This is a genomic window from Thioalkalivibrio sp. (assembly GCF_007692535.1).
Lineage (GTDB): Bacteria > Pseudomonadota > Gammaproteobacteria > Ectothiorhodospirales > Ectothiorhodospiraceae > Thioalkalivibrio.
Map to the genome: position 1 here is coordinate 1 of NZ_REBW01000108.1, position 22,946 is coordinate 22,946.

Here is a 22,946-nt window from a genome sequence, read left to right on the forward strand (position 1 = left end):
GGCTGCCGCCCGCTTGCCAGCGGGCGGGGGTCCTGCTCCAATGCCCCATCGCTTGCTGACTGGCGCCGATCGCAGCCATGACCAATGACCCGTTCGAAGACGCCCTCGTTTACGAGGATGAACTGCCCCTGAGCTGGGAAGTGGTGGACGCATTGCCCCCGGTGCAGCGCCTGTCCACCATCAACGCCGCCAACGAGGCGCTGCTGCGGGCGGGGGAAGGGCTCGAGGAACCGCTTCGCGGCAACGAGGAATCGCATGAACTGACGCAGGAGTTCCAGCGCCTGGACGCCAAGCTCAACCTGGTGCTGGAACTGCTGGCCGACTGGCTGAGCCGTCAGGGCGACCTGCCGCCCGCGCTGGAAGTGCGCTTCAACGGCCAGGGCATCTCCTGGCAGTCCCCCGAGACCCCGCCCCCGGACGCGACATTGCGCCTGACCCTCTACGTTTGTCCGTCCTTTCCGAAGCCGCTGGTACTGTACGGGCGCACGGTGCAGCAGCAGGACGGCGGGCCGGACGGCGTGGCCGTAGCCCGATTCCTCGCGCTGTCCGCGGGCGTCGTCGAGGGGCTGGAACGGCTGGTCTTCAGGCGGCACCGGCGGGAAGTCGCCCAGCTTCGAGGGCAGCTGCGCGTCGGAGTCGACCACGACTGACGGCAGTACCCCTGCCGGACTGGCCGTGTCTTCCTGGCATGGTCGCTGGAAAACCCCTACCATACCCACCGTACCCGGCCCGGCAGTCGTCTTCAGCGGGCCTTTTCGACGTGCCCCGGCCCGGCCGGCGCGACACCCGGAACACTATGAGCGCTCCAGAGAAGACGGCCCGTGATCCCGACGATGGCGGCGTGAGCCCGCTGCCGAGCCGTGTGCTGATGATCGCGGGCGACACCGACCGCGCCGCGCGCCTGGAGACCGTGCTCGAGTTCCTCGAGTGCGAGCCCCGGGTCCATCGCGCGGCGCCGGCGCCCGACGAGGTCCGCGCGGGGGATGGCTGGCTCGCCTGTGTCGTCAGCAGCTGCGTGGGCGAAACCCTGTTCGACCTGCTGAACGATCTTCCCGATTTCGTCCCCGGCGTGCCGATCGTGCTGGTGGGCGGGGAGGCGGATTTTCCGGTGCTGACCAAGGCTGCGAAGGCCCAGGTGGTCCGGCGCGTCGGCTTTCCCGTGCGCTACCCGGAACTGGCCGACGCCCTGCGCTCGGCGCGGCACGCGGTGGCGAATGGCGGCCTGGATGGGGGCAGCCGCGCCGTAGAGCTGTTCCGGTCCCTGGTCGGCAGCAGCCCCGCGATCCAGCGCATCCGCAAGCTGATGACCCAGGTGGCCGCCACCGACGCCAGTGTTCTGATTCTCGGAGAAACGGGCACCGGCAAGGAGGTCGTGGCGCGCAACATCCACAGCGCCTCGAGCCGCCGCGGGCGCCCCTTCGTGGCCGTGAACTGCGGTGCGATCCCCGCGGATCTGCTGGAAAGCGAGCTCTTTGGTCACGAGAAGGGCGCCTTCACCGGCGCCCTGACCGCCCGCCAGGGCCGCTTCGAAATGGCCGAGGGCGGGACGCTGTTCCTGGACGAGATCGGCGACATGCCGCTGCCGATGCAGGTCAAGCTGCTGCGGGTGCTGCAGGAGCGGACGATCGAGCGGGTCGGCAGCAATCGCAGCATCGCCTGCGACGTGCGGATCGTCGCCGCCACGCACCGGGATCTGGAGGTGGCGATCGAGGATGGTGACTTCCGGGAGGATCTCTTCTACCGCCTGAATGTCTTCCCGATCGAGATGCCGCCCCTGCGCCAGCGGCTCGGGGACCTGCCGCTGCTGATCACCGAGCTGACGGCCCGGATGGAAGGCGAGGGGCGCAGGACCGTCCGGCTTGGGCCGTCGGCGCTACGCGTGCTCTCGGTCTATCCATGGCCGGGCAACGTGCGGGAACTGGCCAACCTGATCGAGCGCCTCGCCATCCTCCACCCCGGCGAGACGGTGCAGGCCGAGGATCTGCCGCCCAAGTTCCGGCAGGGACAGCCCGGGGCACCCGAGGATTTCGACACTCCCCAGATCGCGGACCCGGGCCCGGGGACCGAGACGCCTCTCCCGCAGGACGGCATCGACCTCAAGGAATACCTCAACGAGCTCGAGGTCGGGCTGATCCGGCGGGCACTCGACGACGCATCCGGGGTGGTGGCGCATGCCGCCAAGCTGCTCGGCATGCGCCGGACCACCCTGGTCGAGAAGATCCGCAAATTCGGGATCCAGCGTCCGGAGGACGTGCCGGATAATTGACGGGGCCGTTTGCGTTTGGCCGGTTTCCCTCTGATTCTGAAAGAAAAAATAATCTGGCATCATTTCTGCTTACTCTCCCGTGAACCGGTTTGGGCGACAGCGTTCCGTCGCCGCCGGGCCCGACAGACGAGAGAGGATGTGCCTGATGATCGACACCCCGACGGTCTTGCTGGTGGACGAGGATCCCGGCCTGCGCACCAGGGTGCGCGAGCACCTGTCGCGGGACCATTGCCGGGTGCTCGAGGCCGAGCACGGTGAGGCGGCGCTGAACTGCCTGGGACGCGAGCCGGTGGGAATCGTCTTCGCCAGTCGCGAGGCGCAGCCGATGGGCGGGATCGAATTCCTGCGTCAGGCCAGGGGCCGCAAGCCGGAGCTCCCGGTGGTGCTCACCAGCTCGGACGGCAGCGTCCAGGCGGCGGTCTCGGCCATGCGCGAGGGCGCCACGGACTTCCTGGTCAAGCCCTTCGGCGTCAGCGCCGTTTCCGAGCGCATCCGGCAGTTCACCCAGGGCAGCAAGGGCCAGGCCGACGGCCTGGTGCTCGAGGACGCACGCAGCCTGGAGCTGCTGGAGCTGGCATCCCGGGTTGCCGCGTCGGAGGTCACGGTGATGCTCAACGGCGAATCGGGGGTCGGCAAGGAGGTCTTTGCCCGCTACCTGCACGCCCACTCGTCCCGAGCCTCGCAGCCCTTCGTCGCCATCAACTGCGCGGCCATCCCGGAGAACATGCTGGAGGCGATGCTGTTCGGCTACGAACGCGGCGCCTTTACCGGCGCCTACGAGTCCCGGCCCGGCAAGTTCGAGCTCGCCCAGGGCGGCACCCTGCTGCTGGACGAGATCTCCGAGATGGAGCTGAGCCTGCAGGGCAAGCTGCTGCGGGTGTTGCAGGAGCGCGAGGTCGAGCGGCTGGGCGGCAAGCGCATGCTGAGCCTGGACGTGCGCGTGATCGCCACCTCCAACCGGGACCTGCGTGCAGAGGTCCAGGCCGGCCGGTTCCGCGAGGATCTCTATTACCGTCTCAGCGTTTTCCCCCTGACCATCCCGCCGCTGCGCGAGCGGCCTGGCGACATCCTGCCGCTGGCGCGCCACTTCCTGGCCCGTCACGGACGCGGGTTCGAGGCGCCCGAACTGACTTCATGCGCGGCGATGCAACTGCTGAGCCACAGCTGGCCGGGCAACGTGCGCGAACTGGACAACGTGATGCAGCGGGCCCTGATTCTCCGCCACGGCCCCGGTGTCGACGCGACCAGCATCCGCCTGGAGACGGTGGGCGCGGGTGACCGCGGCATGGGCATCATCAGCCCCGCTGCATCCGATCACGGCAATGTGCTCGATCAGGGTCTCCGCTCTCGGGAGGAGCAGATGATTCTGGGTGCCCTGCACGCCGAAAGGGGAAGCCGCAAGGAGGCGGCCGCGCGGCTGGGCATCAGCCCGCGCACCCTGCGCTACAAGCTGGCCCGGCTCCGCGATGCCGGCCTCGCGATCCCCTGAACCAGAACCGGACCCCGGGGCCGGCCGCGCGGAAAAGGCCTCCTCGGTACCGGGATCCAGAACGATGTCGAGTCGACGGAAGTGGTTTTTGGTCATTCGTTGTAATCTATTAATCAAGATATTGCGATGATCTCTTCGAGGAACATGAAATGAGCGAGATGCAGATCAACCAGGTGCTTGCCCAGATGCGGGCGCTGGCGCAGAACTCGGGGGTCGGGGAGGCCGCGCCGCGTGGCCCGGGTACGACGGATTTCGCCAACGTGCTCAAGCAGAGTCTCGATCACGTGAACCAGACGCAGCAGGCCTCGCGCGAACTCTCGACGGCCTTCGAGATGGGTGACCCCAATGTCAGCCTGGCCGAGGTGATGGTGGGGATGCAGAAGGCCAGCGTGTCCTTCGAGGCGGTGAACCAGGTGCGCAACCGCCTGCTGTCCGCCTACCAGGAAATCATGAGCATGCCGGTCTGAACGGGACGGAATCCAAAACATGACGACTTCATTGGCAACCATCAACGACCAGTTCCGCGGGCTTGCAAGCCTGCCGCTGGAACGTCAGATCGGCCTGATCCTGGCTGCGGCTGCGGCGCTGACCCTGGTGGTCAGCCTGGTGCTGTGGCTGACCCGTCCCCACTACGTGGTGATGTATCCCAACCTGCCCGAGCGGGAGAGCGCGCAGGTGCTCGAGGCACTCGACCGAAACGGCGTCCCGTACCGGCTGGACCCGGTCTCCGGGGCCCTGCAGGTGCCTTCCGGACAACTGCACGAGGCCCGCCTCAAGCTCGCGACCGAGGGTCTGCCCAAGGCTTCCGGATTCGGCTTCGAGTTGCTGGAGCAGGACCAGGGGCTGGGCACCAGCCGGCTGATCGAGGATGCCCGCTACCACCGGGCCATCGAGGGCGAGCTGGCGCGTTCCATCGCCACCCTGGACAGCGTCGAGAGCGTGCGGGTGCACCTGGCCCTGCCGCGGCAATCGGTCTTCGTGCGCGACCGCACCAAGCCCTCGGCCTCGGTGCTGCTCAATCTCTACGCGGGCCGTACGCTGGACGAGGGACGGGTGGCCGGCATCGTGCATCTGGTTTCGTCGAGCATCCCGGACCTGGAACCCGAGCAGGTCACCGTCGTGGACCAGCGCGGGCGGCTGCTGACGCGGCCGACCGGCGATGTCGACGGCATGGCCGCCACCGGCCACCAGCTGGACTTCACCCGCCGGCTGGAAGAGAGCTACGTCCGGCGGATCATGGACCTCATCACTCCGATCGTCGGTGCCGACGCGATCCGCGCCCAGGTGGCGGCGGACGTGGACTTTTCCCGCATCGAGCGGACCACCGAGGCCTACGATCCCGACGTGGCAGCGGTGCGCAGCGAACAGATTTCCGAGGACGAGACGCGCGGTTCCGGCATGGGGGGGGTTCCGGGTGCGCTGACCAACCAGCCGCCGCAGGCGGGCATGATCGGCGAGCGGCTGGGCGAGGAAGCGCAGGACCGCCGGGACGGCCCCGGTTCCGTGAGCCGGCGTACGGTGCGCAATTTCGAACTGGATCGCACGATCAGCCATATCCGCGAGGCGCCCGGGGGGCTTCGACGCCTGTCGGTGGCCGTGGTCGTGGACCACCAGGGCCGGACCAACGAGGAGGGTGTGGTCGAACGCGTGCCGCTCAGTGAAGAGGAAATGGCGCGGATCACTTCGCTGGTACGCGAGGCCGTGGGCTTCGATGCCGGGCGCGGTGACAGCGTGAACGTGATCAATGCCTCTTTCCGCCCGGCGGAACTGCCCGAGCCGCTGCCCGAGCCGCCGGTCTGGCAGGAACCCTGGGTGATGGACCTGGCGCGGGCCCTGCTCGCGGTGATCGTGGTGCTGGTCGTCGCGCTGGCGGTGGTGCGGCCCGTGCTGCGCGGCCTTGCGGAGCGCGGGGCAGGCAGTCGGGGGGAGCAGGAACAGGCCCGGCTGGCAGCGGCCCAGGGCGAGGATGGCGGCGAACGCCCGGGGATCGGTCACGATGCCTACAAGGCGCTCACCGCTCCGGCGGGCGGCGAAAAGACCTATGAGATCAACCTGGAAACCGCGCGGAGCATGGTGCGTGAGGACCCGAAGCGGGTGGCGAAACTGATGAAGAACTGGATAGCGAGCGATGGCGCAACTGGATGACAATGGCGAGCGCACGGGAGGCGAGCGGGCCGCCGTCTTCCTGATGAGCCTCGGCGAGGAAGCGGCCGCCCAGGTCCTCAGGCACATGGGGCCCAAGGAGGTGCAGCGCCTGGGTACCGCGATGGCCAACCTGAGCAGCGTGTCCCGAACCGAGGTCGCCGAGGTGCTGGACGAGTTCATCCGGTCCATCGGGGATGAGACCGCACTGGGCGTGGGCTCCGAGGAATACATTCGCAACGTGCTGACCGCCGCCCTGGGCGAAGAGAAGGCCGGGGGGCTGATCAACCGCATCATGCTGGGCCGCAACTCCAAGGGCCTGGAGGCGTTGAAGCGGATGGATCCCCGGGCGGTCGCCGGCGTGATCCGGCAGGAACATCCGCAGATCGTCGCCATCGTGCTTTCCTATCTCGAGCCCGATCACGCCGCAGAGGTCTTGAGCCTGCTGCCCGACAAGGCACAGTCGGACATCCTGATGCGGGTGGCCAGCCTCGACGGCATCCAGCCAACCGCCCTGCAGGAACTCGACGAGATCCTGGAACAGCAGTTCGCCAGCGAGGGCTCCGCGCAGGACTCCGCAGTGGGCGGTCTGAAGAGCGCGGCCAGCATCCTCAACTTCATGGACCCGTCCAAGGAGGCCGCGATCATCGAGCGCATCCGGGAGACGGACCAGCAGCTCTCGCAGCAGGTCGAGGACCTGATGTTCGTCTTCGAAAACCTGCTCGAGGTCGACGACCGCAGCATTCAGACCCTGCTGCGAGAGATCACCAGCGAATCCTTGATCCTGGCGCTCAAGGGCGCTGACGAAAAGGTCCGGGAAAAGATCTTCGGCAACATGTCCAAGCGCGCAGCGGAGATGCTGCGCGACGACCTGGAGTCCAAGGGTCCGGTCCGGCTCAGCGAGGTGGAGGGCGCGCAGAAGGAAATCCTGAACGTCGCCCGACGGATGGCCGAGAATGGCGAGATCATGTTGGGCGGCCAGGGAGGGGAAGAGTTTGTGTAACCGTGATCGAGATGGCGTAATGGGTGGGCGTGACCGTCGGCGCTGCTATAGGTCGGCGTGTCGCGTTCCGGCGCCCCGCTGTCCGGAGTCGAGGTCGTGAGCCGGCGCATCCTGGGTGGGGAATCCGGCGGTCAGGTACGCAGGTGGCTTGCACCCGAGGTCGACGTCCCCGGACGGCTGCGCCCCGTGCCAGCCGCCGCCGATCCCGTCCCGCCGCCCGAGCGGCCGCAGGCACCTGCGCCCCCGCCGCCTGCCGAACCGGCTCCGCCGCCGCTGACCATCGAGCAGATCGACGAGATCCAGCGCGAGGCACGCGAGGAGGGGTTCCGGCAGGGCGAGGAAGAGGGGCGCCTGGCCGGTGCCACCGCAGTGCTGGAGGAAGCGGAAAACCTGCGGCGGGTACTCGATTCCATGATTCCTTTCGCGGCGGGGCTGGATCAGAGCCTGGAGCAGGAATTGGTGGTCCTCGCCACGACCGTGGCCCGGCAACTGGTGCGCCGCGAATTGCGCACGGATCCCGGCCAGGTCGTCGCCGCGGTGCGCGAGGGCCTGGCCGTGCTGCCCAGCTCCGATCGGCGCGTGCGCCTGCACCTGCACCCCGAGGATGCTCGGATCGTCAGCGAGGCGCTGCACCTCTCCGAACTCGAGCAGCCCTGGAAGGTGATCGAGGACCCGACGCTCTCGCGCGGCGGTGCGTGGCTGGAGACGGACACATCGCGGGTGGACGCTACCGTCGAGAGCCGGCTCAACGCCGTGATCGCCGAGATGTGGGGTGGCGAACGGCGCGGCGACGAGCGAACAAGCGACGTGCGGAGCCGTCAGGGTGGCCGGGAAGAGCGGGAAGGGGGTGCCTCATGACGCTGCCCGAGGCCCTGGATCCGGAACTTCGCACCGACGCAATGCGGAACTCTCTCGGGCATTACCGCCGTCGGGCCGAGCGCGCCAGGCAGCTCACCGCCGAGGGCCGGCTGGTGCGGATGGTGGGTCTCACCCTGGAGGCCGAGGGCCTCCAGGTACCCGTGGGCAGCCGCTGCCGCGTGGTCGGTGCCGCCGGCGCCGAGGTGGAGGCGGAGGTGGTGGGTTTCTCCGGGGAACGGGTGTACCTGATGCCGGTGGGCAAGCTGAGTGGACTGACGCCCAGCGCCCGGGTGATCCCCACGCAGCACAACCGCGAGGTCCTGGTGGGCGACGCGCTGCTCGGCCGCGTGCTCGATGGCACCGGGCGCCCCCTCGACGGCCGCGGTCCACTGCCTTGCGAGGACCGCGTGTCGCTGGATGGCCGGGCCATCAATCCGCTGGCACGTCATCCGATTCACGAGCCGCTCGATGTCGGCGTGCGCGCGATCAATGGACTGCTGACCGTCGGCCGGGGCCAGCGGATGGGACTGTTTGCCGGCAGCGGCGTCGGCAAGAGCGTATTGCTGGGAATGATGACGCGCTATACCGAGGCCGATGTGACGGTGGTCGGCCTGATCGGCGAGCGCGGTCGGGAGGTCAACGAGTTCGTCCAGAAGATTTTGGGGCCGGAGGGGATGTCGCGGGCGGTGGTGGTCGCGGTGCCCGCCGATCATTCGCCGCTGATGCGGCTGCATGGCGCCATGCTGGCCACCTCCATCGCCGAGTATTTCCGCGACCGTGGCCAGAACGTACTGTTGCTGATGGATTCGCTGACCCGCTTCGCACAGGCGCAACGGGAGATCTCCCTGGCCATCGGCGAGCCGCCGGCCACCAAGGGCTACACACCCTCGGTCTTCGCCCGCCTTCCGCAATTGGTCGAACGGGCGGGCAACGGGGAGCGGGGTGAGGGCTCGATCACCGCCTTTTACACGGTACTGACGGAGGGGGACGACCACAACGACCCGATCGCGGATGCGGCCAGGGCCATCCTCGACGGGCACGTCGTTCTGTCCCGGCACATCGCCGATGCCGGACGCTATCCCGCCATCGACGTCGAGGGCTCGGTCAGTCGCTTGATGAACGAAATCGCCGATCCGGGGCAGATCAAGGCGGCGCGCCTGTTCAAGCAGGTGTATGCGACCTACCAGCACAATCGGGATCTGATCAGCGTCGGCGCCTATCAGCGCGGCGCAGACCCCCGCATCGATGCCGCGATCGAATATTTTCCGCGCCTCGAGGCGTATCTGCAGCAGGACATGCGCGAGCCCGTGGACTTCCGGGAGAGTCGCCGGGCGCTGGATGCGCTGACCGGCCAGGACGATGCCCCCGCCACGCCCCAGGCCGACCCGGGTCTGCCCGCCGCGCTGGACAGCAGGGGATCACGATAAACCATGACGCGTTCGAAACGTATGCAACCCGTGGCACAGGTGGCCGAGAGCCGCCAGCAGGAGGCGGCACGCCTCCTTGGCGAACGGCAGCGGGTCCTCGAGGAGCAGCTGCGCCGGCTCGACCAGCTGCAGGAATACCGCGGCGAATATGCCCGCAAGTTCGAGGATGGCGCCGGGTGGACCGGCCTGAACGTGCGGGAGTACCGTTTCTTCCTGGCGCGCCTGAACCAGGCCATCGAGGAACAGGCGCTGCGGGTGGAACGGATCCGCGCCGATCTGGAGCAGAGCCGTGGACACTGGGCCCGGTGCCGGGTGCACCGCGATGCGGTGGACAAGGCGGTGGACCGCTTGCAGGCGGACGAACGGCGGCAGGAGGACCGGCGGGAGCAGGCCGAAAACGATGAACTGGGGCAGCGGCCGCGCCGGCAAGTGCCCTGAGACCGTCGCGGAAGGACTGGCACGAAACTTGGATGCTGCAGGGTCAGCTCCAGCAGATTGCACGATGAATCACGACATGCCGCCGGTGACATCCGGCCGGGACAAAGGAACACGAACATGCAAGCATCCGCTATGCCCCTGAATCTGCCGTCCGGGCTCCTGCAGGCCCTGGGTGACCTGAACATCCTGCCGGACGGGCCTCCGGATGCGGCCGGCGGGGATTTCTGGAAGCGCCTTGCCGCGCAGCTGGAGCAGTTGGAGGAGGTCGCCGGAGCCCTGCCGCAGGAGATGGACGCGGACCATCTGGCGGCCTGGCTGGCCGCCGGGCTGGGGGGCGACGGCTTGCCGGAGGCCGGCAAGGACTTGCCGCTTCCGCCGGGGCTGACGCCCGACGGCGCGGAGGGGAGCGAGGGCGATGCGGCGGCGTTTCACCCCGGCCATCTCCTGGCCGCGGCGGTGCACGCGGCCGCAAGTGGGGATCGCGCCGCTGCCGCGACTCCATTCTCCGATGGCCCGGAGACGTTCAAGCGTATCGGGTTGGAACTGGCGGCCCTGAATGCGCGGCTCGCGGAGACCAGGCTTGCTGCCCAGCCCCAGGGGGCTGTGCTGCCGGCCGACGCCATGCGCGGGTTCCCGGAGCTTGCGGGACTCGATGCCCGTATGACCGAGCTGTCTCTGATGGGCCAGATGCCCGGCACCGCCGCCTCGGCGGTGGCCTCCGAAAGGGGCCCGCTGGAACTCGCGGCGCTGAATGCCAGGATGGCGGAGGCTGCGCCGCAAGCGGGCCAGGCTCCGGCGGCTGCGCTGACGGCTGCGGAGTCCGGTACCGCCTCCATCTCCACCCCCACCTCCACCTCGCCTTCGGCCAACCCGGCCGGACCCAGGCTGTTCAACCTGGATGTTCCCCTGCACCAGCCCGGCTGGGATCGTGCCCTGGGCAGTCAGGTGCGGTGGATGGCCAACCAGGGTGTGCAGGTCGCGGAACTGCGGCTCAGCCCGCCGAACCTGGGGCCGCTGGAGGTGCGGCTGCAGGTCGACGGCGACCGCACCCACATCAACATCCTTGCCCCCCATGCCGCCACCCGCGAGGCGGTGGAAGCCGCCTTGCCGCGCCTGCGCGAGATGTTCGCGGAGAGCGGCATGAACCTGGGCGATGTGAACGTCCGCGAGGAGAACACCGGCCGGGGTGGGTCCGGCCATGAAGGCGAGGCCCAGCATGCGGGCGCGGGTGCGGATTCCGATGACGCTGAAGCGAAACCCGGCGCCACCCGGGAAAGCGGCGCGTCTCTCAGCCAGGGGCTGGTGGACTACTACGCCTGAACCCTGTCCCGGGCCGGCCCGTCCCCGGGTTGGCCGGGCGGGGAACCCCTGCACCACCAGGGCGCGCCGTCCCCCTGCGGTCCTCACGCCAATGCTTCATTGGCCGTTTCCCGAATCCCCGCCACCGACGGCCCGCCAGTGCGGCTTCCCGCCGTAGTGGCGGCTTTTCGACGTTCCCCGTGGATCCGGCCCGTCAAAAGCTCGTCGCTCCGTCATCTTCGTTTTGTAAGAATATGAAATAACAAAGAAAAAAATTCCACTATCCCATGGCACGGCATTTGCTCCAGTCCCTGCAGGAAAGAACCGGGGTGGAAGCGACATGGCAGAAGTGAACGAAGATCTGGACCTGGGCCGGCAAGAGGTCAGTGGTGGCAGGCTGAAGCTCGTGATCATCATCGTGGTCTCGATGCTGGTGACGATGGGCGCCGCCGGCGGTGCCTGGTATGTCCTCGCAGGCGGCGAGCCGATGGCCGACGCCAAGCCCGCCGCCGTCGCCACATTGCCCCATGTCTACAGGGCCCTGGAGCCGGCGCTGATCGGCAACATCGATGGGCCGGGACGCGTCCGGTTCGTCCAGGTGGGGTTGGTGATGGCTGCCAGGGATCCGAAGGTTCTGGCAGCCGTGGACGAACACACGCCGGTGATCCGGAACGACCTGATCATGCTGCTGAGCGGGAAGACCTACGAGCAGCTGAACACGGCGGAGGGCAAGGAAACGACCCGCCAGGAGATGCTGGAAACCATTCGGAGCGTTCTGGAAGACCGCACCGGGAGCCCTGGCATCGAATCGATCTATTTCACCTCCTTCGTGATGCAGTAGGTCGATCATGGCTCCCAGCGACCTGCTTTCCCAGGAAGAAATCGATGCCCTGCTGCACGGGGTCGACAGCGGTGACGTCGACACCGAGGCCGACCTGCAGGCGAAGGACGGCATCGCCCGTGATTACGACTTCACGAGCAAGGACCGCATCGTGCGCGGCCGGATGCCCACGCTGGACATGGTCAACGAGCGCTTCGCACGATTCCTGCGCGTCAGCCTGTTCCGCCTGATGCGCCGCTCCGCGGAGATCACGCTGCGCGGGGTGAAGATGAGCAAGTTCTCCGAGTATGTGCACTCGCTTTCCGTGCCTACCAGCCTGAGCACGGTGAAGGTCCGACCGCTGCGCGGTACCGCGCTGTTCGTGCTCGATTCGAGCCTGGTCTCGATCCTGGTGGACAACTTCTTCGGCGGCGATGGCCGCTACCACGCGAGGATCGAGGACCGGGAATTCACGCCCACGGAACTGCGCGTCATCCGGGTCACGCTGGACCAGGTCTTCGTCGACCTGAAGAAGGCCTGGACCCCGGTGATGGAACTGGATTTCGAGTACATGAGCTCGGAGGTCAACCCCGAATTCACCAGCATCGTCAGCCCCTCTGAAGTCGTAATGGTCTCCTCCTTCCACATCGAGTTGGATGGGGGCGGCGGCGAGTTCCACGTGACGATGCCCTATTTCATGATCGAACCCATCCGCGAGCTGTTGGACGCGGGCATCCAGAGTGACCGCCCCGAGGCGGACGAGCGCTGGATCCGCAGCCTGCGCGAGGAGCTGAAGGTCGCCGAGGTGGAGGCGTCGTCGGTCCTCGCCGAGACCACGCTGAGCCTTGCGCAGGTCGTGAAGCTCAAGGCGGGGGACATCATTCCCTTGGAACTTCCCAAGCTGGTGCTGCTGCGTGCCGAGGGTATCCCTGTGGCCAGGGGCAAATTCGGTATCTCCGAGGGAAGGAACGCCATCCAGGTGACCGAGCGCGTCTCGCGTCCGAACTGATCACGAAGAGGATCACGAACCATGAGTGAAGACAGGAAGCAGGACGTCGAAGGGGAGCCGGCAGCGGACGTTGCCGAGCCCGCAGCGGGGCAGAAGAGGGCGCAGGATGCCGCCAAGGAGAAGCACGGTAGAAAGAAGGAGCCGGTGGAAAAGGCCAGTTTCGAGTCGCTGTCGGGCGATGGTACCGCGGCGGCCGAGCGGGAGGACGTGAACCTGGACGTGGTCCTGGACATCCCCGTCACCCTCTCGACCGAGATTGGCCGGACCCGGATTCCGATCCGCAGCCTCCTTCAGCTGAACCAGGGTTCGGTCGTGGAACTGGACCGGCTGGCCGGCGAGCCGCTCGACGTGTACGTGAACGGCACCCTGATCGCCCATGGCGAGGTGGTGGTGGTGAACGAGAAGTTCGGCATCCGCCTGACGGACGTGATCAGCCCCGCCGAACGCGTGAAGAAGCTCAAGTAGTGGCACCGGCAAACGACAAGCGGTCGCGCAGGGATGCAGTGCACGACGCGCGGGAGCACGGGGGCGACTGCCCTGGGCGGAAGCTGCGTGTGCCGGCCATCCTCCGTCGCGCAGCGCTGCCGCCGGCCATCGCCACGGCGCTCTTCCCCGGAGCCCTGTTGGCCGACGCGGCTCAGGGTGGCTGGCCGATCTCGGGAGGCGCCGGCATGAACGCCGCCTACCTGGCCCAGATGCTGGTGGGGCTGGTGCTGGTGGTCGCGGCCATCCTGGTGCTGGCCTTCTTCATGCGCCGGGTCGGTGGCATGCAGTCACGCCTGGGCAGCGAATTCCGGGTCCTGGGCGGGATCTCGCTGGGATCCCGGGAGCGCATGCTGCTGGTGCAGGTGGGCGGGAAACAGCTGGTGGTGGGCGTGGCGCCCGGACGGGTGCAGACGCTGCACGTATTGGACGAGCCCATTCGCACCGAAGCGCCGGTGCGGGGCGTCGACGCGCAGGGGGAAAGTCCCTTTGCACGCAGACTGCGGTCGGCTCTCCAGCGGGACCAGAAACCATGAAGTTCCGTCACGTCGCAGTCCCGGGCCTGCTCCTGCTGACATCGGCGCTGCAGCCGGCCTGGGGCCAGGCGGGGCTGGAGGTGCTCAGCGTCACTACGGGTCCCGAGGGCGAGCAGACCTACTCGGTGACGCTGCAGATCCTGATCCTGATGACGCTGCTGAGCCTGTTGCCGGCGGCGCTGATCATGCTGACCTCGTTCACCCGCATCATCATCGTGCTGGCCCTGCTCCGTCAGGGCCTCGGCACCTCGCAGACGCCTTCCAACCAGATCCTGATCGGCCTCGCGCTGTTTCTGACCCTGTTCGTGATGACGCCGGTCCTGGACCAGATACATGTCGACGCGGTGCAGCCCTACATGGAGGAGCAGCTGTCCGCGGAGCAGGCGGTCGTCGAGGCCAGCGGGCCGATCCGGGAATTCATGCTTTCCCAGACGCGCGAGAGCGACCTGGCGATGTTCGCCAGCATCAGCGGACGCGACGGCTTCGAGTCTCCGGACGACGTGCCCTTCACGCTGCTGATCGCCTCGTTCGTGACCAGCGAACTGAAGACGGCGTTCCAGATCGGGTTCCTGATCCTGATCCCGTTCCTGATCATCGACCTGGTGGTGGCCAGCGTGCTGATGTCCATGGGCATGGTGATGCTCTCGCCGCTGATCATCTCGCTGCCCTTCAAGGTGATGCTCTTCGTACTCGTCGATGGCTGGGCGCTGATCATGGGCACCCTGGCATCGAGCTTCTTCACTTGAACCGGCGTGCCGCGATGACATCGCGCTGCGCCGCATACCACAAGGAACTTCTGCCATGACCCCCGAGACGGTCGTCGAAGTCGGACAGCAGGCGCTGATGGTCGTTGTGCTGCTCAGCGCGCCGGTATTGCTCACCGCCCTGACGATCGGCCTCGCCATCGGCATGGTCCAGGCCGCGACCCAAATCCAGGAGATGACGCTCTCGTTCATACCCAAGCTGCTGGGGATGTTCGCGGCGCTGGTCATTGCCGGGCACTGGATGCTGGGGCTGGTCGTCGATTACACGCTGCGTCTCTACGACAGCATACCGGGGCTGATCGGGTAGCCGGGAAGGATTCGGTCGCGCCGGGTCGCCGGGGCGTCACGGGAAAACGCATATGCACTTTACAACCGCCGAAATCACTGCCTGGGTCGGGTCCCTTCTGTGGCCCTTCCTGCGCATCGGCGCCATGCTGATTGCCGCGCCGCTGTTCGGCGCCGGGACGGTCACGGTGCGGATCCGGCTCGGCTTCGCCTTCCTGCTGGCGCTGGTGGTGGCTCCCCTGATTCCGCTGCCCCCGGCGGTGGAGCCCCTGAGCCTGGCAGGCATGGTGATCAGCATGCAGCAGATCCTGATCGGCCTGACCATCGGCTTCGTGATGCAGATGGTCTTCAGCGCGATGACCCAGGCCGGCGAGACCATCGCCCTGTCCATGGGCCTGGGCTTTGCCTCGATGGTGGATCCCCAGCAGGGAGTGCAGGTGCCGGTGGTGTCCACCTACTTCGTGATCGTGTCGACGCTGATCTTCCTGGCGCTGAACGGCCACGTCGCGTTGATCGAACTGACCCTGATGAGCTTTCACACCATGCCGGTTGCCGTCGACGGCATCGTTCGCGCGGATCTCTGGAACCTCGTGAACTGGGGCAGCACGATGTTCGTGTATGCGCTGCTGGTGGCGCTGCCGGCCGTGGCGTCGATGCTGGTCGTCAACATCTCCATGGGCGTGGTCACCCGTGCTGCACCGCAGCTGAACATTTTCGCAGTGGGCTTTCCGATGATGATCCTGCTGGGCTTCGTGCTCCTGCTGCTTACGCTGCCGGTGCTGCTGCCCCAGTTCACCGAACTCCTCGCCGAGGCCTTCGGGCTGATGGGCGGGATCACCGGACGCTAGGGCCATGGCCGAAAACGACACCGCCCAGGAAAAAACCGAACAACCCACTCCCAAACGGCTGCGGGAGGCGAGGGAGAAGGGCCAGGTCGCCCGGTCCAGGGAACTCAACACGACGCTGATCCTGCTGGCCGGCGCCGGCGCGCTGCTGCTGATGGGCGGCGGGATCTTCCAGCGCCTTCAGGAGATCCTGCGGCGCAGTTTCACCATCGAGCGGGAAATGATCTTCGACCCGGGTGCGATGCACGTGATGCTGCAACTGCGCATCACCGAAGGCCTGATCATGCTGCTGCCGGTGTTCCTGATCCTGATCGTCGCGGCGGTGCTCGGGCCGTTGTCCATGGGTGGAGGCGGCTTCTCGGGCAAGGCCATGGCGCCGAAGTGGAGCAAGCTGAACCCGATCTCCGGGCTCAAGCGCATCTTCTCCCTGCAGGGCCTGATGGAGTTCGGCAAGACGCTGGCCAAGTTCGTGCTGATCGCGGCGATCGCCGGGTTCCTGCTGCGGCAACTCTCCGGTTCGCTGCTGGGACTGGGTCATCAGCCGCTGGAACGGGGGCTGATGCACGCAGGCTACATGGTGGGCTGGACGTTCCTGACCCTGGCGGCGACGCTGATCCTGGTGGCGCTGGTGGACGTGCCTTTCCAGCTCTGGAACCACCAGAAACAGCTGCGCATGACCAAGCAGCAGATCAAGGACGAGTTCAAGGAGACCGAGGGCAAGCCGGAGGTCAAGAGCCGCATCCGCCAGACCCAGTACGACGTGTCCCGGCGCCGCATGATGGGAGAGGTGCCGAAGGCGGACGTGGTGGTGACCAACCCGACCCACTATGCCGTGGCCCTTCGCTATGACCAGGATGGCATGCGGGCGCCCCGGGTCGTGGCCAAGGGAGCGGACCTGATTGCAGCCGAGATCCGCGAGCGCGCCCGCGCGGCCAACGTACCCCTGTTCTCCGCGCCGCCCCTGGCGCGTGCCCTGTACTTCACCACCCGGCTGGACCAGGAGATCCCGGCCGGTCTCTATGTCGCGGTCGCCCACGTGCTGGCCTACGTCTATCAACTGCGGGCCGCCACCCAGGGTGGCGCGGCCCGCCGCCCCGATCCGCCGACCGACCTGCCGGTGCCCGACGACCTGCTGCGTCGCGCACCACCCCGCGAGGACTGATCCATGAACGCCTTCACAGATACCCTGAGCACCGTCGGCAAGGCGGGTATCGTCACGCCCATCCTGCTGATGGCCCTGTTGGTCATGCTGGTGATTCCGCTCCCGCCGCTGGCGCTGGACGTGCTGTTCACGTTCAACATCGCGCTGTCGCTGGTGGTGATCCTGGTGGCCGTGTACACACCGCGGCCCCTGGAGTTCGCGGTCTTCCCGACGGTATTGCTGGTGGCCACGCTGCTGCGGCTGGCACTGAACGTGGCCTCGACCCGCGTGATCCTGCTCAATGGACATACCGGCACCGACGCGGCCGGCAACGTGATCCAGGCGTTTGGCGATTTCGTGGTGGGCGGCAACTACGCGGTCGGCCTGGTGGTGTTCCTGATCCTGGTGATCATCAACTTCGTCGTGGTCACCAAGGGCGCCGGCCGGGTATCGGAGGTCAGTGCGCGGTTCACACTCGACGCGATGCCCGGCAAGCAGATGGCCATCGACGCGGACATGAACGCCGGTCTGATCTCCCAGGACGAGGCGCGCAGGCGCCGGGACGAGATCGCCCAGGAGGCGGATTTCTACGGGTCCATGGACGGCGCCAGCAAGTTCGTGCGCGGCGATGCGATCGCCGGCATCCTGATCCTGGCGATCAACATCATCGGTGGCCTGGTGATCGGCACGATGCAGCACGCCATGGCCCTTGGAGACGCGGCCACGAACTACGTGCTGCTGACCATCGGTGACGGCCTGGTGGCGCAGATCCCGTCGCTGCTGCTGTCCTCGGCCACCGCGATCATCGTCACCCGGGTGTCCGCGTCGCAGGACATGGGCAAGCAGGTGTTCCAGCAGATGTTCGCGACGCCCCGGGCCATGTACGTGGCCTCCGGCGTCGTGGGCTCGCTGGGTCTGGTTCCCGGGATGCCCAACCTGGTGTTCCTCTCGCTGGCCGCGTTGATGGCGTCGAGCGCCTACCTGACTGCGCAGAGGCGCGCGGCCGAGGAGGCGGCGGAGATGGAGCCCCTGGTCGCGTCGGGTCCGCCATCCAACCCGGAACTGCGGGAACTCTCGTGGGAAGACGTGCCGCCGGTGGACCTGATCGGACTGGAGGTGGGCTATCGGCTGATCCCGCTGGTGGATCGCAGCCAGGGTGGCCAGTTGATGGGCCGGATCAAGGGCGTGCGGCGCAAGCTGTCCCAGGAACTGGGCTTCCTGATCCAGCCGGTGCACATCCGCGACGACCTGGACCTCGGGCCGAACCACTACCGGATCGCCCTGATGGGTGTCACGGTGGGCGAGGGAGAAGTCTTCCCGGACCAGGAGCTTGCGATCAACCCGGGGCGTGTGTTCGGGGAGATCCCCGGCACGGCTACGAAGGATCCGACCTTCGGGCTGGACGCCGTATGGATCGACCCGACGCTGCGCGAGCAGGCCCAGGGCCTCGGTTATACCGTGGTCGATGCAGGCACGGTCGTTGCCACCCACCTCTCGCAGTTGCTGAAGGAACAGGCGCAGAAGCTCCTGGGTCACGAGGAGGTCCAGCACATGCTCGATGTGCTCGGGCGCCAGTCGCCGAAACTGGTGGAGAACCTGGTGCCGAAGACCTTGAGCCTGGGGGTGGTGCTGCGCGTGATGCAGAACCTCCTGGAGGAGCAGGTCTCGATCCGGGACATGCGCACCATCGCCGAAACCCTGGCGGAACACGGCGCCAAGAGTCAGGATCCCGGCGTTCTGACCGCCGCCGTGCGGGTATCCCTGTCCCGTGCGATCGTGCAGGGCATTGTCGGAACGGCTTCGGAGCTGCCTTTGATCGCCCTCGACCCGTCTTTGGAACAGATCTTGCAGAAGTCCTCGCAAGGCGCCGGCAGTTCCGGCCCGGGCATCGAGCCCGGCCTTGCCGAGCGGCTCCAGAAGTCCATCGCCGAGGCGGCCCAACGCCAGGAGATGGCGGGTGAGCCAGCCGTGGTGGTGGTCTCTCCGGACATCCGGGCCTGGGTCGCGCGCTGGCTGAGATCGGCCGTGAGAGGACTGAACGTGCTGGCCTACACGGAGATCCCGGACACCAAGCGCATCCGCGTGGTGGCGACCGTCGGAAGGGACGAACAGAAGTAGGGGGAGGCAATGGGCGAGTGGGGAACGAGCAGGGACGACAGCGCGCCGGCTGGCAGCGGATCCTTCCGCTGCATGCGCGGCGGTCGCCTGCCGGGCTCCGCTTCAATCGACGCAGCAGGCACTGACCGGTAGGGACCATGAAGATCAGACGCTTTTTCGCAGCAGACATGCGCCAGGCCATCCGGCTCGTTCGAGAGGAACAGGGGCCGGACGCAGTCATTCTCTCCAGTCGCCGGGTGGAGGGCGGGATCGAGATCGTGGCCGCCATGGACTACGACCAGGCAATGTTCAGCGCGATGGCCGCCGACGACGATGCAGGACGGCAGGCACCGGCATGGACACCGTCTCCGGAACCGGCGGGCGAACCGCTGGACTCATTGGAACCATTGGAATCCCTGCAGCCAACGACGGCTGCGCCCGCGACGGTCCCGTCGCGGATGCCGCGGCAGCCGAGCCCGGAGCGCCGGGACCGGGGCATCGAATGGTCGCAGGATCCCACTCTGGTGGCCATGCAACGGGAGATCGAGGGCCTGCGCTCCATGCTGCATGACCAGTTGGCGAGCCTTGCCTGGAACGACCTGCGGCAACGGGATCCGGCACGTGCCCAGCTGGTCACCCGCCTCGAGCGGCTCGGTCTGGACGATGGCCTGGCCCGGGAGGTCGCCGGCGGAGTACGCGATCCGGATCGCGGCGAACCGGCATGGCGCGAAGCCCTGGATGGATTGGCGGAGCGCATTCAGGTGGTGCCCGAGACGCGGCTGGACGGGGAGGGTATCATCGCGCTGGTCGGCCCCAGCGGGGTCGGCAAGACCACCACCGTAGCCAAGCTGGCGGCCCGTTACGCACAACGGCACGGGCCGCAGTCCCTGGCGCTCGTGACCACCGATGCCGTGCGTATCGGCGCGTATCGGCAGCTGCAGACCTTCGGCCAGATCATCGGCGTGCCGGTGTACCTGGCGCAGACGGGACGGGAACTGGGCGACATTCTTGCAGGGCTGAACGAAAAGCAGCGGGTGTTCGTGGACACAGCCGGCATGAGCCAGCGGGACCTGCATCTCACCGAGGAAATGGCCGGGCTGGCGGCTCTTCCCAGCCTGCGCACCCTGCTGGTGGTGGCGGCGAACACACAGCAGTTGGTGCTGGAGGAAACATTCCGGGCCTTCTCGCACCTGCCCCTGGAGGGTGCCGTGATCACCAAACTGGACGAGGCCGCAAGTCTCGGGCCGGTATTGTCCGCGCTCTGCGGGGGTGACCTGCCTCTGATGTACGTCAGCGAGGGGCAGCGGGTACCCGAGGATCTGCAGCCTGCCCGGGTGCAGCGGCTGCTCAGCCGTGCGGTCTCGCTGTTCGCGGAACAGTCGGAAACCACGTCGGAAACCAAGAAGGAACGCGCTCCCCGGCGCGTCCTCGGCAACCTGGATTCATTTGCCCATGCATCCCTCTGATGATCAAGCAAGCGGACTTCGCCGCATGAATGCCGTGCGCCCCGTGCAGGTGATCGGCGTCGCCAGCGGCAAGGGCGGGGTCGGCAAGACCAACGTCTCGGTCAATCTGTCCGTGGCCATGGCCCGGGGCGGCCGTCAGGTGATGCTCATGGATGCGGACCTCGGGCTCGCCAACGTGGACGTGCTGCTCGGGCTGCAGCCCCGAAGCAACCTCTCCCATGTGCTGAACGGCGAGATCGGTCTCGAGGAGACGCTGATTCAGGGGCCGGCGGGGATCTCCATCGTGCCGGCGGCCTCCGGCGTGGCGCGCATGGCGGACCTCGATCCGGCGCAGCACGTCGGCATCATCCGGGCGTTCAGCGAGATGCGCCAGCCGGTGGATGTGCTGGTGGTGGATACGGCGGCAGGGCTTCACGACAGCGTGACCAGCTTCTGCCGCGCGGTGCAGGAGGTCCTGGTGGTCGTCTGCGATGAGCCGGCGTCCATCACCGACGCGTATGCCCTGATCAAGGTCCTCAGCCGCGATCACGGGATCTCCCGTATCCGGGTGCTCGCCAACATGGTGCGCGGACCGGAAGAGGGCAGGGCCCTGTTCCGCAAGCTCACCGCCGTCTGTGACCGCTTCCTGGACGTGACGCTGGACCATGCGGGATCGGTGCCGCACGACGAGTATCTGCGCAAGGCGGTGCAGCGTCAGAAGGCGGTCACCGAGGCCTACCCGGGCAGCCCGTCGGCCAAGGCATTCAAGGAACTGGCACGTCAGGCCGATAACTGGCCCATACCGTCTGGCAGCAGTGGGAGGATCGAATTCTTTGTGGAGCGTCTGGTGGGTTCCGGTGCCAGTGACCGGGAACGGCCGGCGTTTGTGGGCTAGCCATGTACCCGACTGAAATCCTGGATCGCAACCGGCTGGTGGAAAAGCACGTACCACTGGTCAAGCGCATTGCCTACCACCTGCTCGGGCGACTGCCGGCGGATGTGCAGGTCGACGATCTGATCCAGGCCGGCGTGATCGGACTGCTGGAGGCGGCCCGTCTGTACGACGCCAGCCAGGGCGCCAGTTTCGAAACCTATGCCGGGATCCGTATCCGCGGCGCAATGCTCGATGAGGTCAGGCGTTCCGACTGGACGCCCCGCTCGGTGCATCGCAACGCGCGGCGGGTCAGCGAGGCGGTGCGGGCGGTGGAACATCGGGAAGGGCGGGAGGCGCAGCCCCAGGAAGTGGCCGCCGAACTGGACGTCGGGCTGGACGAGTACCAGCGCATGGTCAGCGACGCCGTGTCCTCCCGGGTGCTGAGCTTCGAGGACATCTTCGAGCCGGAGTCGGAGGGCGAGAACCGCTTGCCCGGCAGCGAACCGGACCCGCTGGAACGCCTTCAGGACGAGGGGTTCAGGGAGGCGCTGGCCGGTGAGATCGATCGCCTGCCGGAGCGTGAAAAGCTGGTGATGTCGCTGTACTACGATGACGAGTTGAACCTGCGGGAGATCGGTGAGGTGTTGGGCGTCAGCGAGTCCCGAGTTTGTCAGTTGCACGGGCAGGCCCTGGTGCGTTTGCGTGCGCGGATGACCGACTGGACGGGCAGGGTGGCCGAGGCGTGAAGGCCTGGACCGACCAGCGGCCGTGCACATGCGCTGCCACCCGGCACGATGGGGCCCTGCCCAATGGGGATGGGGCCGGACCCGGTGGCGCGACAAGCGCCCCTGCACGAGGACGTGAGTGATGGACACGAAGACCAGGCAAGTCGGGGCCGAGGCACGGATCGCTCCGTGGTACCTCGGCGCAAGCCAGGCGCGGGTTTGACGGAACGCGATCATGGACATCCTTAGCATCGTCGGTCTGCTGCTCGCACTGGTCGCCATCCTGGGCGGCTCGGTCGCCAAGGGCAGCGGCATCGACGCGCTGTGGAACGGAGCCGCCTTCGTCATCGTGGTCGTCGGCACCGTCGCCGCGGCACTGCTGCAGGCGAAGCTGCAGACGTTCATCCACGGCATGCGCATCATTTCCTGGATCTTTGCCGCGCCCCGGATCGATACCGAGGAGGCGATCGAGAAGTTGGTGAGCTGGAGCCAGATCGCGCGCAAGGAAGGGTTGCTGGGGCTCGAGACACTGGCGGAGCAGGAGACCGACATCTTTTCGAAGAAGGGTCTGCAGCTTCTGGTGGACGGGACCGAGCCCGAGACCATCCGCAACATCCTCGAGGTCGATCTTGGCACCAAGGAGCAGTTCGATCTCCAGGGGGCCAAGATCTTCGAGAGCATGGGCATCTACGCGCCGACACTGGGCATCATCGGTGCGGTCATGGGCCTGATGGCCGTGATGCAGAACCTCGCCGAACCCGACAAGCTGGGTCCCGGCATTGCCGCGGCCTTCGTGGCAACCATCTATGGCATCGCATCCGCGAACCTGTTCTTTCTTCCGGTAAGCAACAAACTCAAGATGACCATCCAGAGCCAGACCGCCTATCGGGAAATGATCATCGACGGGATCACGGCGATCGCCGAGGGGGAGAACCCCCGGAACATCGAGACAAAACTGCGGGGCTACGTGCTGTGATCGGAACCCCGCCCATCTTCAATG

Annotated in this window: 23 protein-coding genes; all 23 read left to right on the forward strand. The window is 67.1% G+C overall.

All coding sequences use genetic code 11. The annotated features are described in order from the left end of the window. The first annotated feature begins 77 nt into the window (after positions 1-77). The 23 genes from EA346_RS04625 to EA346_RS04735 all read left to right on the forward strand — a co-directional run bounded on the left by EA346_RS04625 (position 78) and on the right by EA346_RS04735 (position 22,922). Positions 78-650 (forward strand): PilZ domain-containing protein, encoded by a 573-nt coding sequence (locus EA346_RS04625; protein WP_296756172.1) that lies wholly within the window; start codon positions 78-80, stop codon positions 648-650. A gap of 146 nt (positions 651-796) precedes the next feature. Next, entirely contained in the window at positions 797-2,266 is a 1,470-nt protein-coding gene (locus EA346_RS04630) for a sigma-54 dependent transcriptional regulator (protein WP_296756173.1), read from the forward strand. Between the two features lie 145 nt (positions 2,267-2,411). Continuing rightward, positions 2,412-3,755 carry a sigma-54 dependent transcriptional regulator gene (locus EA346_RS04635; protein ID WP_296756175.1) on the forward strand — a complete coding sequence of 448 codons (1,344 nt, stop codon included), beginning with the start codon at positions 2,412-2,414 and terminating at the stop codon, positions 3,753-3,755. A 149-nt stretch (positions 3,756-3,904) separates the two neighbouring features. Next, positions 3,905-4,222, forward strand: coding sequence for a flagellar hook-basal body complex protein FliE (gene fliE, locus EA346_RS04640; RefSeq protein WP_296756177.1), 318 nt, complete (start codon positions 3,905-3,907; stop codon positions 4,220-4,222). Positions 4,223-4,241: 19 nt separating this feature from the next. Beyond that, entirely contained in the window at positions 4,242-5,900 is a 1,659-nt protein-coding gene (gene fliF, locus EA346_RS04645; protein WP_296756178.1) for a flagellar basal-body MS-ring/collar protein FliF, read from the forward strand. Next, a complete protein-coding gene (fliG, locus tag EA346_RS04650; protein WP_296756180.1) occupies positions 5,884-6,900 on the forward strand; it encodes a flagellar motor switch protein FliG in 1,017 nt (338 codons plus the stop codon). Before fliF ends, fliG begins: the two co-directional genes overlap by 17 nt. Before the next feature lie 96 nt (positions 6,901-6,996). Further along, entirely contained in the window at positions 6,997-7,758 is a 762-nt protein-coding gene (locus EA346_RS04655; RefSeq protein ID WP_296756181.1) for a FliH/SctL family protein, read from the forward strand. Between the two features lie 41 nt (positions 7,759-7,799). Next, entirely contained in the window at positions 7,800-9,185 is a 1,386-nt protein-coding gene (gene fliI / locus EA346_RS04660) for a flagellar protein export ATPase FliI (protein WP_366755762.1), read from the forward strand. 3 nt (positions 9,186-9,188) lie between these two features. Next, positions 9,189-9,623, forward strand: a complete 435-nt coding sequence (gene fliJ / locus EA346_RS04665; RefSeq protein ID WP_296756185.1) for a flagellar export protein FliJ — start codon at positions 9,189-9,191, stop codon at positions 9,621-9,623. A 117-nt stretch (positions 9,624-9,740) separates the two neighbouring features. Further along, positions 9,741-10,943 (forward strand): flagellar hook-length control protein FliK, encoded by a 1,203-nt coding sequence (locus tag EA346_RS04670; protein WP_296756186.1) that lies wholly within the window; start codon positions 9,741-9,743, stop codon positions 10,941-10,943. A gap of 319 nt (positions 10,944-11,262) precedes the next feature. Further along, the gene (locus EA346_RS04675; protein ID WP_296756188.1) at positions 11,263-11,763 is read left to right on the forward strand and encodes a flagellar basal body-associated FliL family protein; all 501 of its coding nucleotides are present in this window, start codon (positions 11,263-11,265) and stop codon (positions 11,761-11,763) included. Between the two features lie 7 nt (positions 11,764-11,770). After that, positions 11,771-12,751, forward strand: a complete 981-nt coding sequence (gene fliM / locus EA346_RS04680) for a flagellar motor switch protein FliM (RefSeq protein ID WP_296756189.1) — start codon at positions 11,771-11,773, stop codon at positions 12,749-12,751. 21 nt (positions 12,752-12,772) lie between these two features. Then, on the forward strand, positions 12,773-13,216 hold the full coding sequence (gene fliN / locus EA346_RS04685) for a flagellar motor switch protein FliN (protein ID WP_296756191.1): 444 nt from the start codon (positions 12,773-12,775) through the stop codon (positions 13,214-13,216). Beyond that, positions 13,216-13,770: a flagellar biosynthetic protein FliO gene (fliO, locus tag EA346_RS04690; RefSeq protein ID WP_296756193.1), complete on the forward strand. Its 555-nt coding sequence runs from the start codon at positions 13,216-13,218 to the stop codon at positions 13,768-13,770. Before fliN ends, fliO begins: the two co-directional genes overlap by 1 nt. Further along, entirely contained in the window at positions 13,767-14,516 is a 750-nt protein-coding gene (gene fliP / locus EA346_RS04695; RefSeq protein ID WP_296756194.1) for a flagellar type III secretion system pore protein FliP, read from the forward strand. Before fliO ends, fliP begins: the two co-directional genes overlap by 4 nt. 55 nt (positions 14,517-14,571) lie before the next feature. Then, on the forward strand, positions 14,572-14,841 hold the full coding sequence (gene fliQ / locus EA346_RS04700) for a flagellar biosynthesis protein FliQ (RefSeq protein ID WP_296756196.1): 270 nt from the start codon (positions 14,572-14,574) through the stop codon (positions 14,839-14,841). Between the two features lie 52 nt (positions 14,842-14,893). Next, positions 14,894-15,667 carry a flagellar biosynthetic protein FliR gene (gene fliR / locus EA346_RS04705; RefSeq protein WP_296756197.1) on the forward strand — a complete coding sequence of 258 codons (774 nt, stop codon included), beginning with the start codon at positions 14,894-14,896 and terminating at the stop codon, positions 15,665-15,667. 4 nt (positions 15,668-15,671) lie between these two features. Then, on the forward strand, positions 15,672-16,826 hold the full coding sequence (gene flhB, locus EA346_RS04710; protein WP_296756199.1) for a flagellar biosynthesis protein FlhB: 1,155 nt from the start codon (positions 15,672-15,674) through the stop codon (positions 16,824-16,826). 3 nt (positions 16,827-16,829) lie between these two features. Next, positions 16,830-18,923 (forward strand): flagellar biosynthesis protein FlhA, encoded by a 2,094-nt coding sequence (gene flhA, locus EA346_RS04715; RefSeq protein WP_296756200.1) that lies wholly within the window; start codon positions 16,830-16,832, stop codon positions 18,921-18,923. 137 nt (positions 18,924-19,060) lie between these two features. After that, positions 19,061-20,368, forward strand: a complete 1,308-nt coding sequence (flhF, locus tag EA346_RS04720) for a flagellar biosynthesis protein FlhF (RefSeq protein ID WP_296756202.1) — start codon at positions 19,061-19,063, stop codon at positions 20,366-20,368. Positions 20,369-20,393: 25 nt separating this feature from the next. Beyond that, positions 20,394-21,242, forward strand: coding sequence for a MinD/ParA family protein (locus EA346_RS04725; RefSeq protein WP_296756203.1), 849 nt, complete (start codon positions 20,394-20,396; stop codon positions 21,240-21,242). 2 nt (positions 21,243-21,244) lie between these two features. Then, a complete protein-coding gene (locus EA346_RS04730) occupies positions 21,245-21,967 on the forward strand; it encodes an RNA polymerase sigma factor FliA (protein WP_296756205.1) in 723 nt (240 codons plus the stop codon). Between the two features lie 214 nt (positions 21,968-22,181). Continuing rightward, positions 22,182-22,922 (forward strand): flagellar motor protein, encoded by a 741-nt coding sequence (locus EA346_RS04735; protein WP_296756206.1) that lies wholly within the window; start codon positions 22,182-22,184, stop codon positions 22,920-22,922. The last annotated feature ends 24 nt before the right edge of the window (positions 22,923-22,946 follow it).

Coding starts and splice junctions, on each gene's coding strand:
- EA346_RS04725 (WP_296756203.1), top strand. CDS start 20,394: ATGAATGCCGTGCGCCCCGTGCAGGTGATCGGCGTCGCCAGCGGCAAG.
- EA346_RS04730 (WP_296756205.1), top strand. CDS start 21,245: ATGTACCCGACTGAAATCCTGGATCGCAACCGGCTGGTGGAAAAGCAC.
- fliI (WP_366755762.1), top strand. CDS start 7,800: ATGCGGAACTCTCTCGGGCATTACCGCCGTCGGGCCGAGCGCGCCAGG.
- fliQ (WP_296756196.1), top strand. CDS start 14,572: ATGACCCCCGAGACGGTCGTCGAAGTCGGACAGCAGGCGCTGATGGTC.
- fliM (WP_296756189.1), top strand. CDS start 11,771: ATGGCTCCCAGCGACCTGCTTTCCCAGGAAGAAATCGATGCCCTGCTG.
- fliN (WP_296756191.1), top strand. CDS start 12,773: ATGAGTGAAGACAGGAAGCAGGACGTCGAAGGGGAGCCGGCAGCGGAC.
- flhF (WP_296756202.1), top strand. CDS start 19,061: ATGAAGATCAGACGCTTTTTCGCAGCAGACATGCGCCAGGCCATCCGG.
- flhA (WP_296756200.1), top strand. CDS start 16,830: ATGAACGCCTTCACAGATACCCTGAGCACCGTCGGCAAGGCGGGTATC.
- fliP (WP_296756194.1), top strand. CDS start 13,767: ATGAAGTTCCGTCACGTCGCAGTCCCGGGCCTGCTCCTGCTGACATCG.
- fliR (WP_296756197.1), top strand. CDS start 14,894: ATGCACTTTACAACCGCCGAAATCACTGCCTGGGTCGGGTCCCTTCTG.
- EA346_RS04625 (WP_296756172.1), top strand. CDS start 78: ATGACCAATGACCCGTTCGAAGACGCCCTCGTTTACGAGGATGAACTG.
- EA346_RS04630 (WP_296756173.1), top strand. CDS start 797: ATGAGCGCTCCAGAGAAGACGGCCCGTGATCCCGACGATGGCGGCGTG.
- EA346_RS04635 (WP_296756175.1), top strand. CDS start 2,412: ATGATCGACACCCCGACGGTCTTGCTGGTGGACGAGGATCCCGGCCTG.
- fliF (WP_296756178.1), top strand. CDS start 4,242: ATGACGACTTCATTGGCAACCATCAACGACCAGTTCCGCGGGCTTGCA.
- fliG (WP_296756180.1), top strand. CDS start 5,884: ATGGCGCAACTGGATGACAATGGCGAGCGCACGGGAGGCGAGCGGGCC.
- fliE (WP_296756177.1), top strand. CDS start 3,905: ATGAGCGAGATGCAGATCAACCAGGTGCTTGCCCAGATGCGGGCGCTG.
- EA346_RS04670 (WP_296756186.1), top strand. CDS start 9,741: ATGCAAGCATCCGCTATGCCCCTGAATCTGCCGTCCGGGCTCCTGCAG.
- EA346_RS04675 (WP_296756188.1), top strand. CDS start 11,263: ATGGCAGAAGTGAACGAAGATCTGGACCTGGGCCGGCAAGAGGTCAGT.
- EA346_RS04735 (WP_296756206.1), top strand. CDS start 22,182: ATGGACATCCTTAGCATCGTCGGTCTGCTGCTCGCACTGGTCGCCATC.
- flhB (WP_296756199.1), top strand. CDS start 15,672: ATGGCCGAAAACGACACCGCCCAGGAAAAAACCGAACAACCCACTCCC.
- fliJ (WP_296756185.1), top strand. CDS start 9,189: ATGACGCGTTCGAAACGTATGCAACCCGTGGCACAGGTGGCCGAGAGC.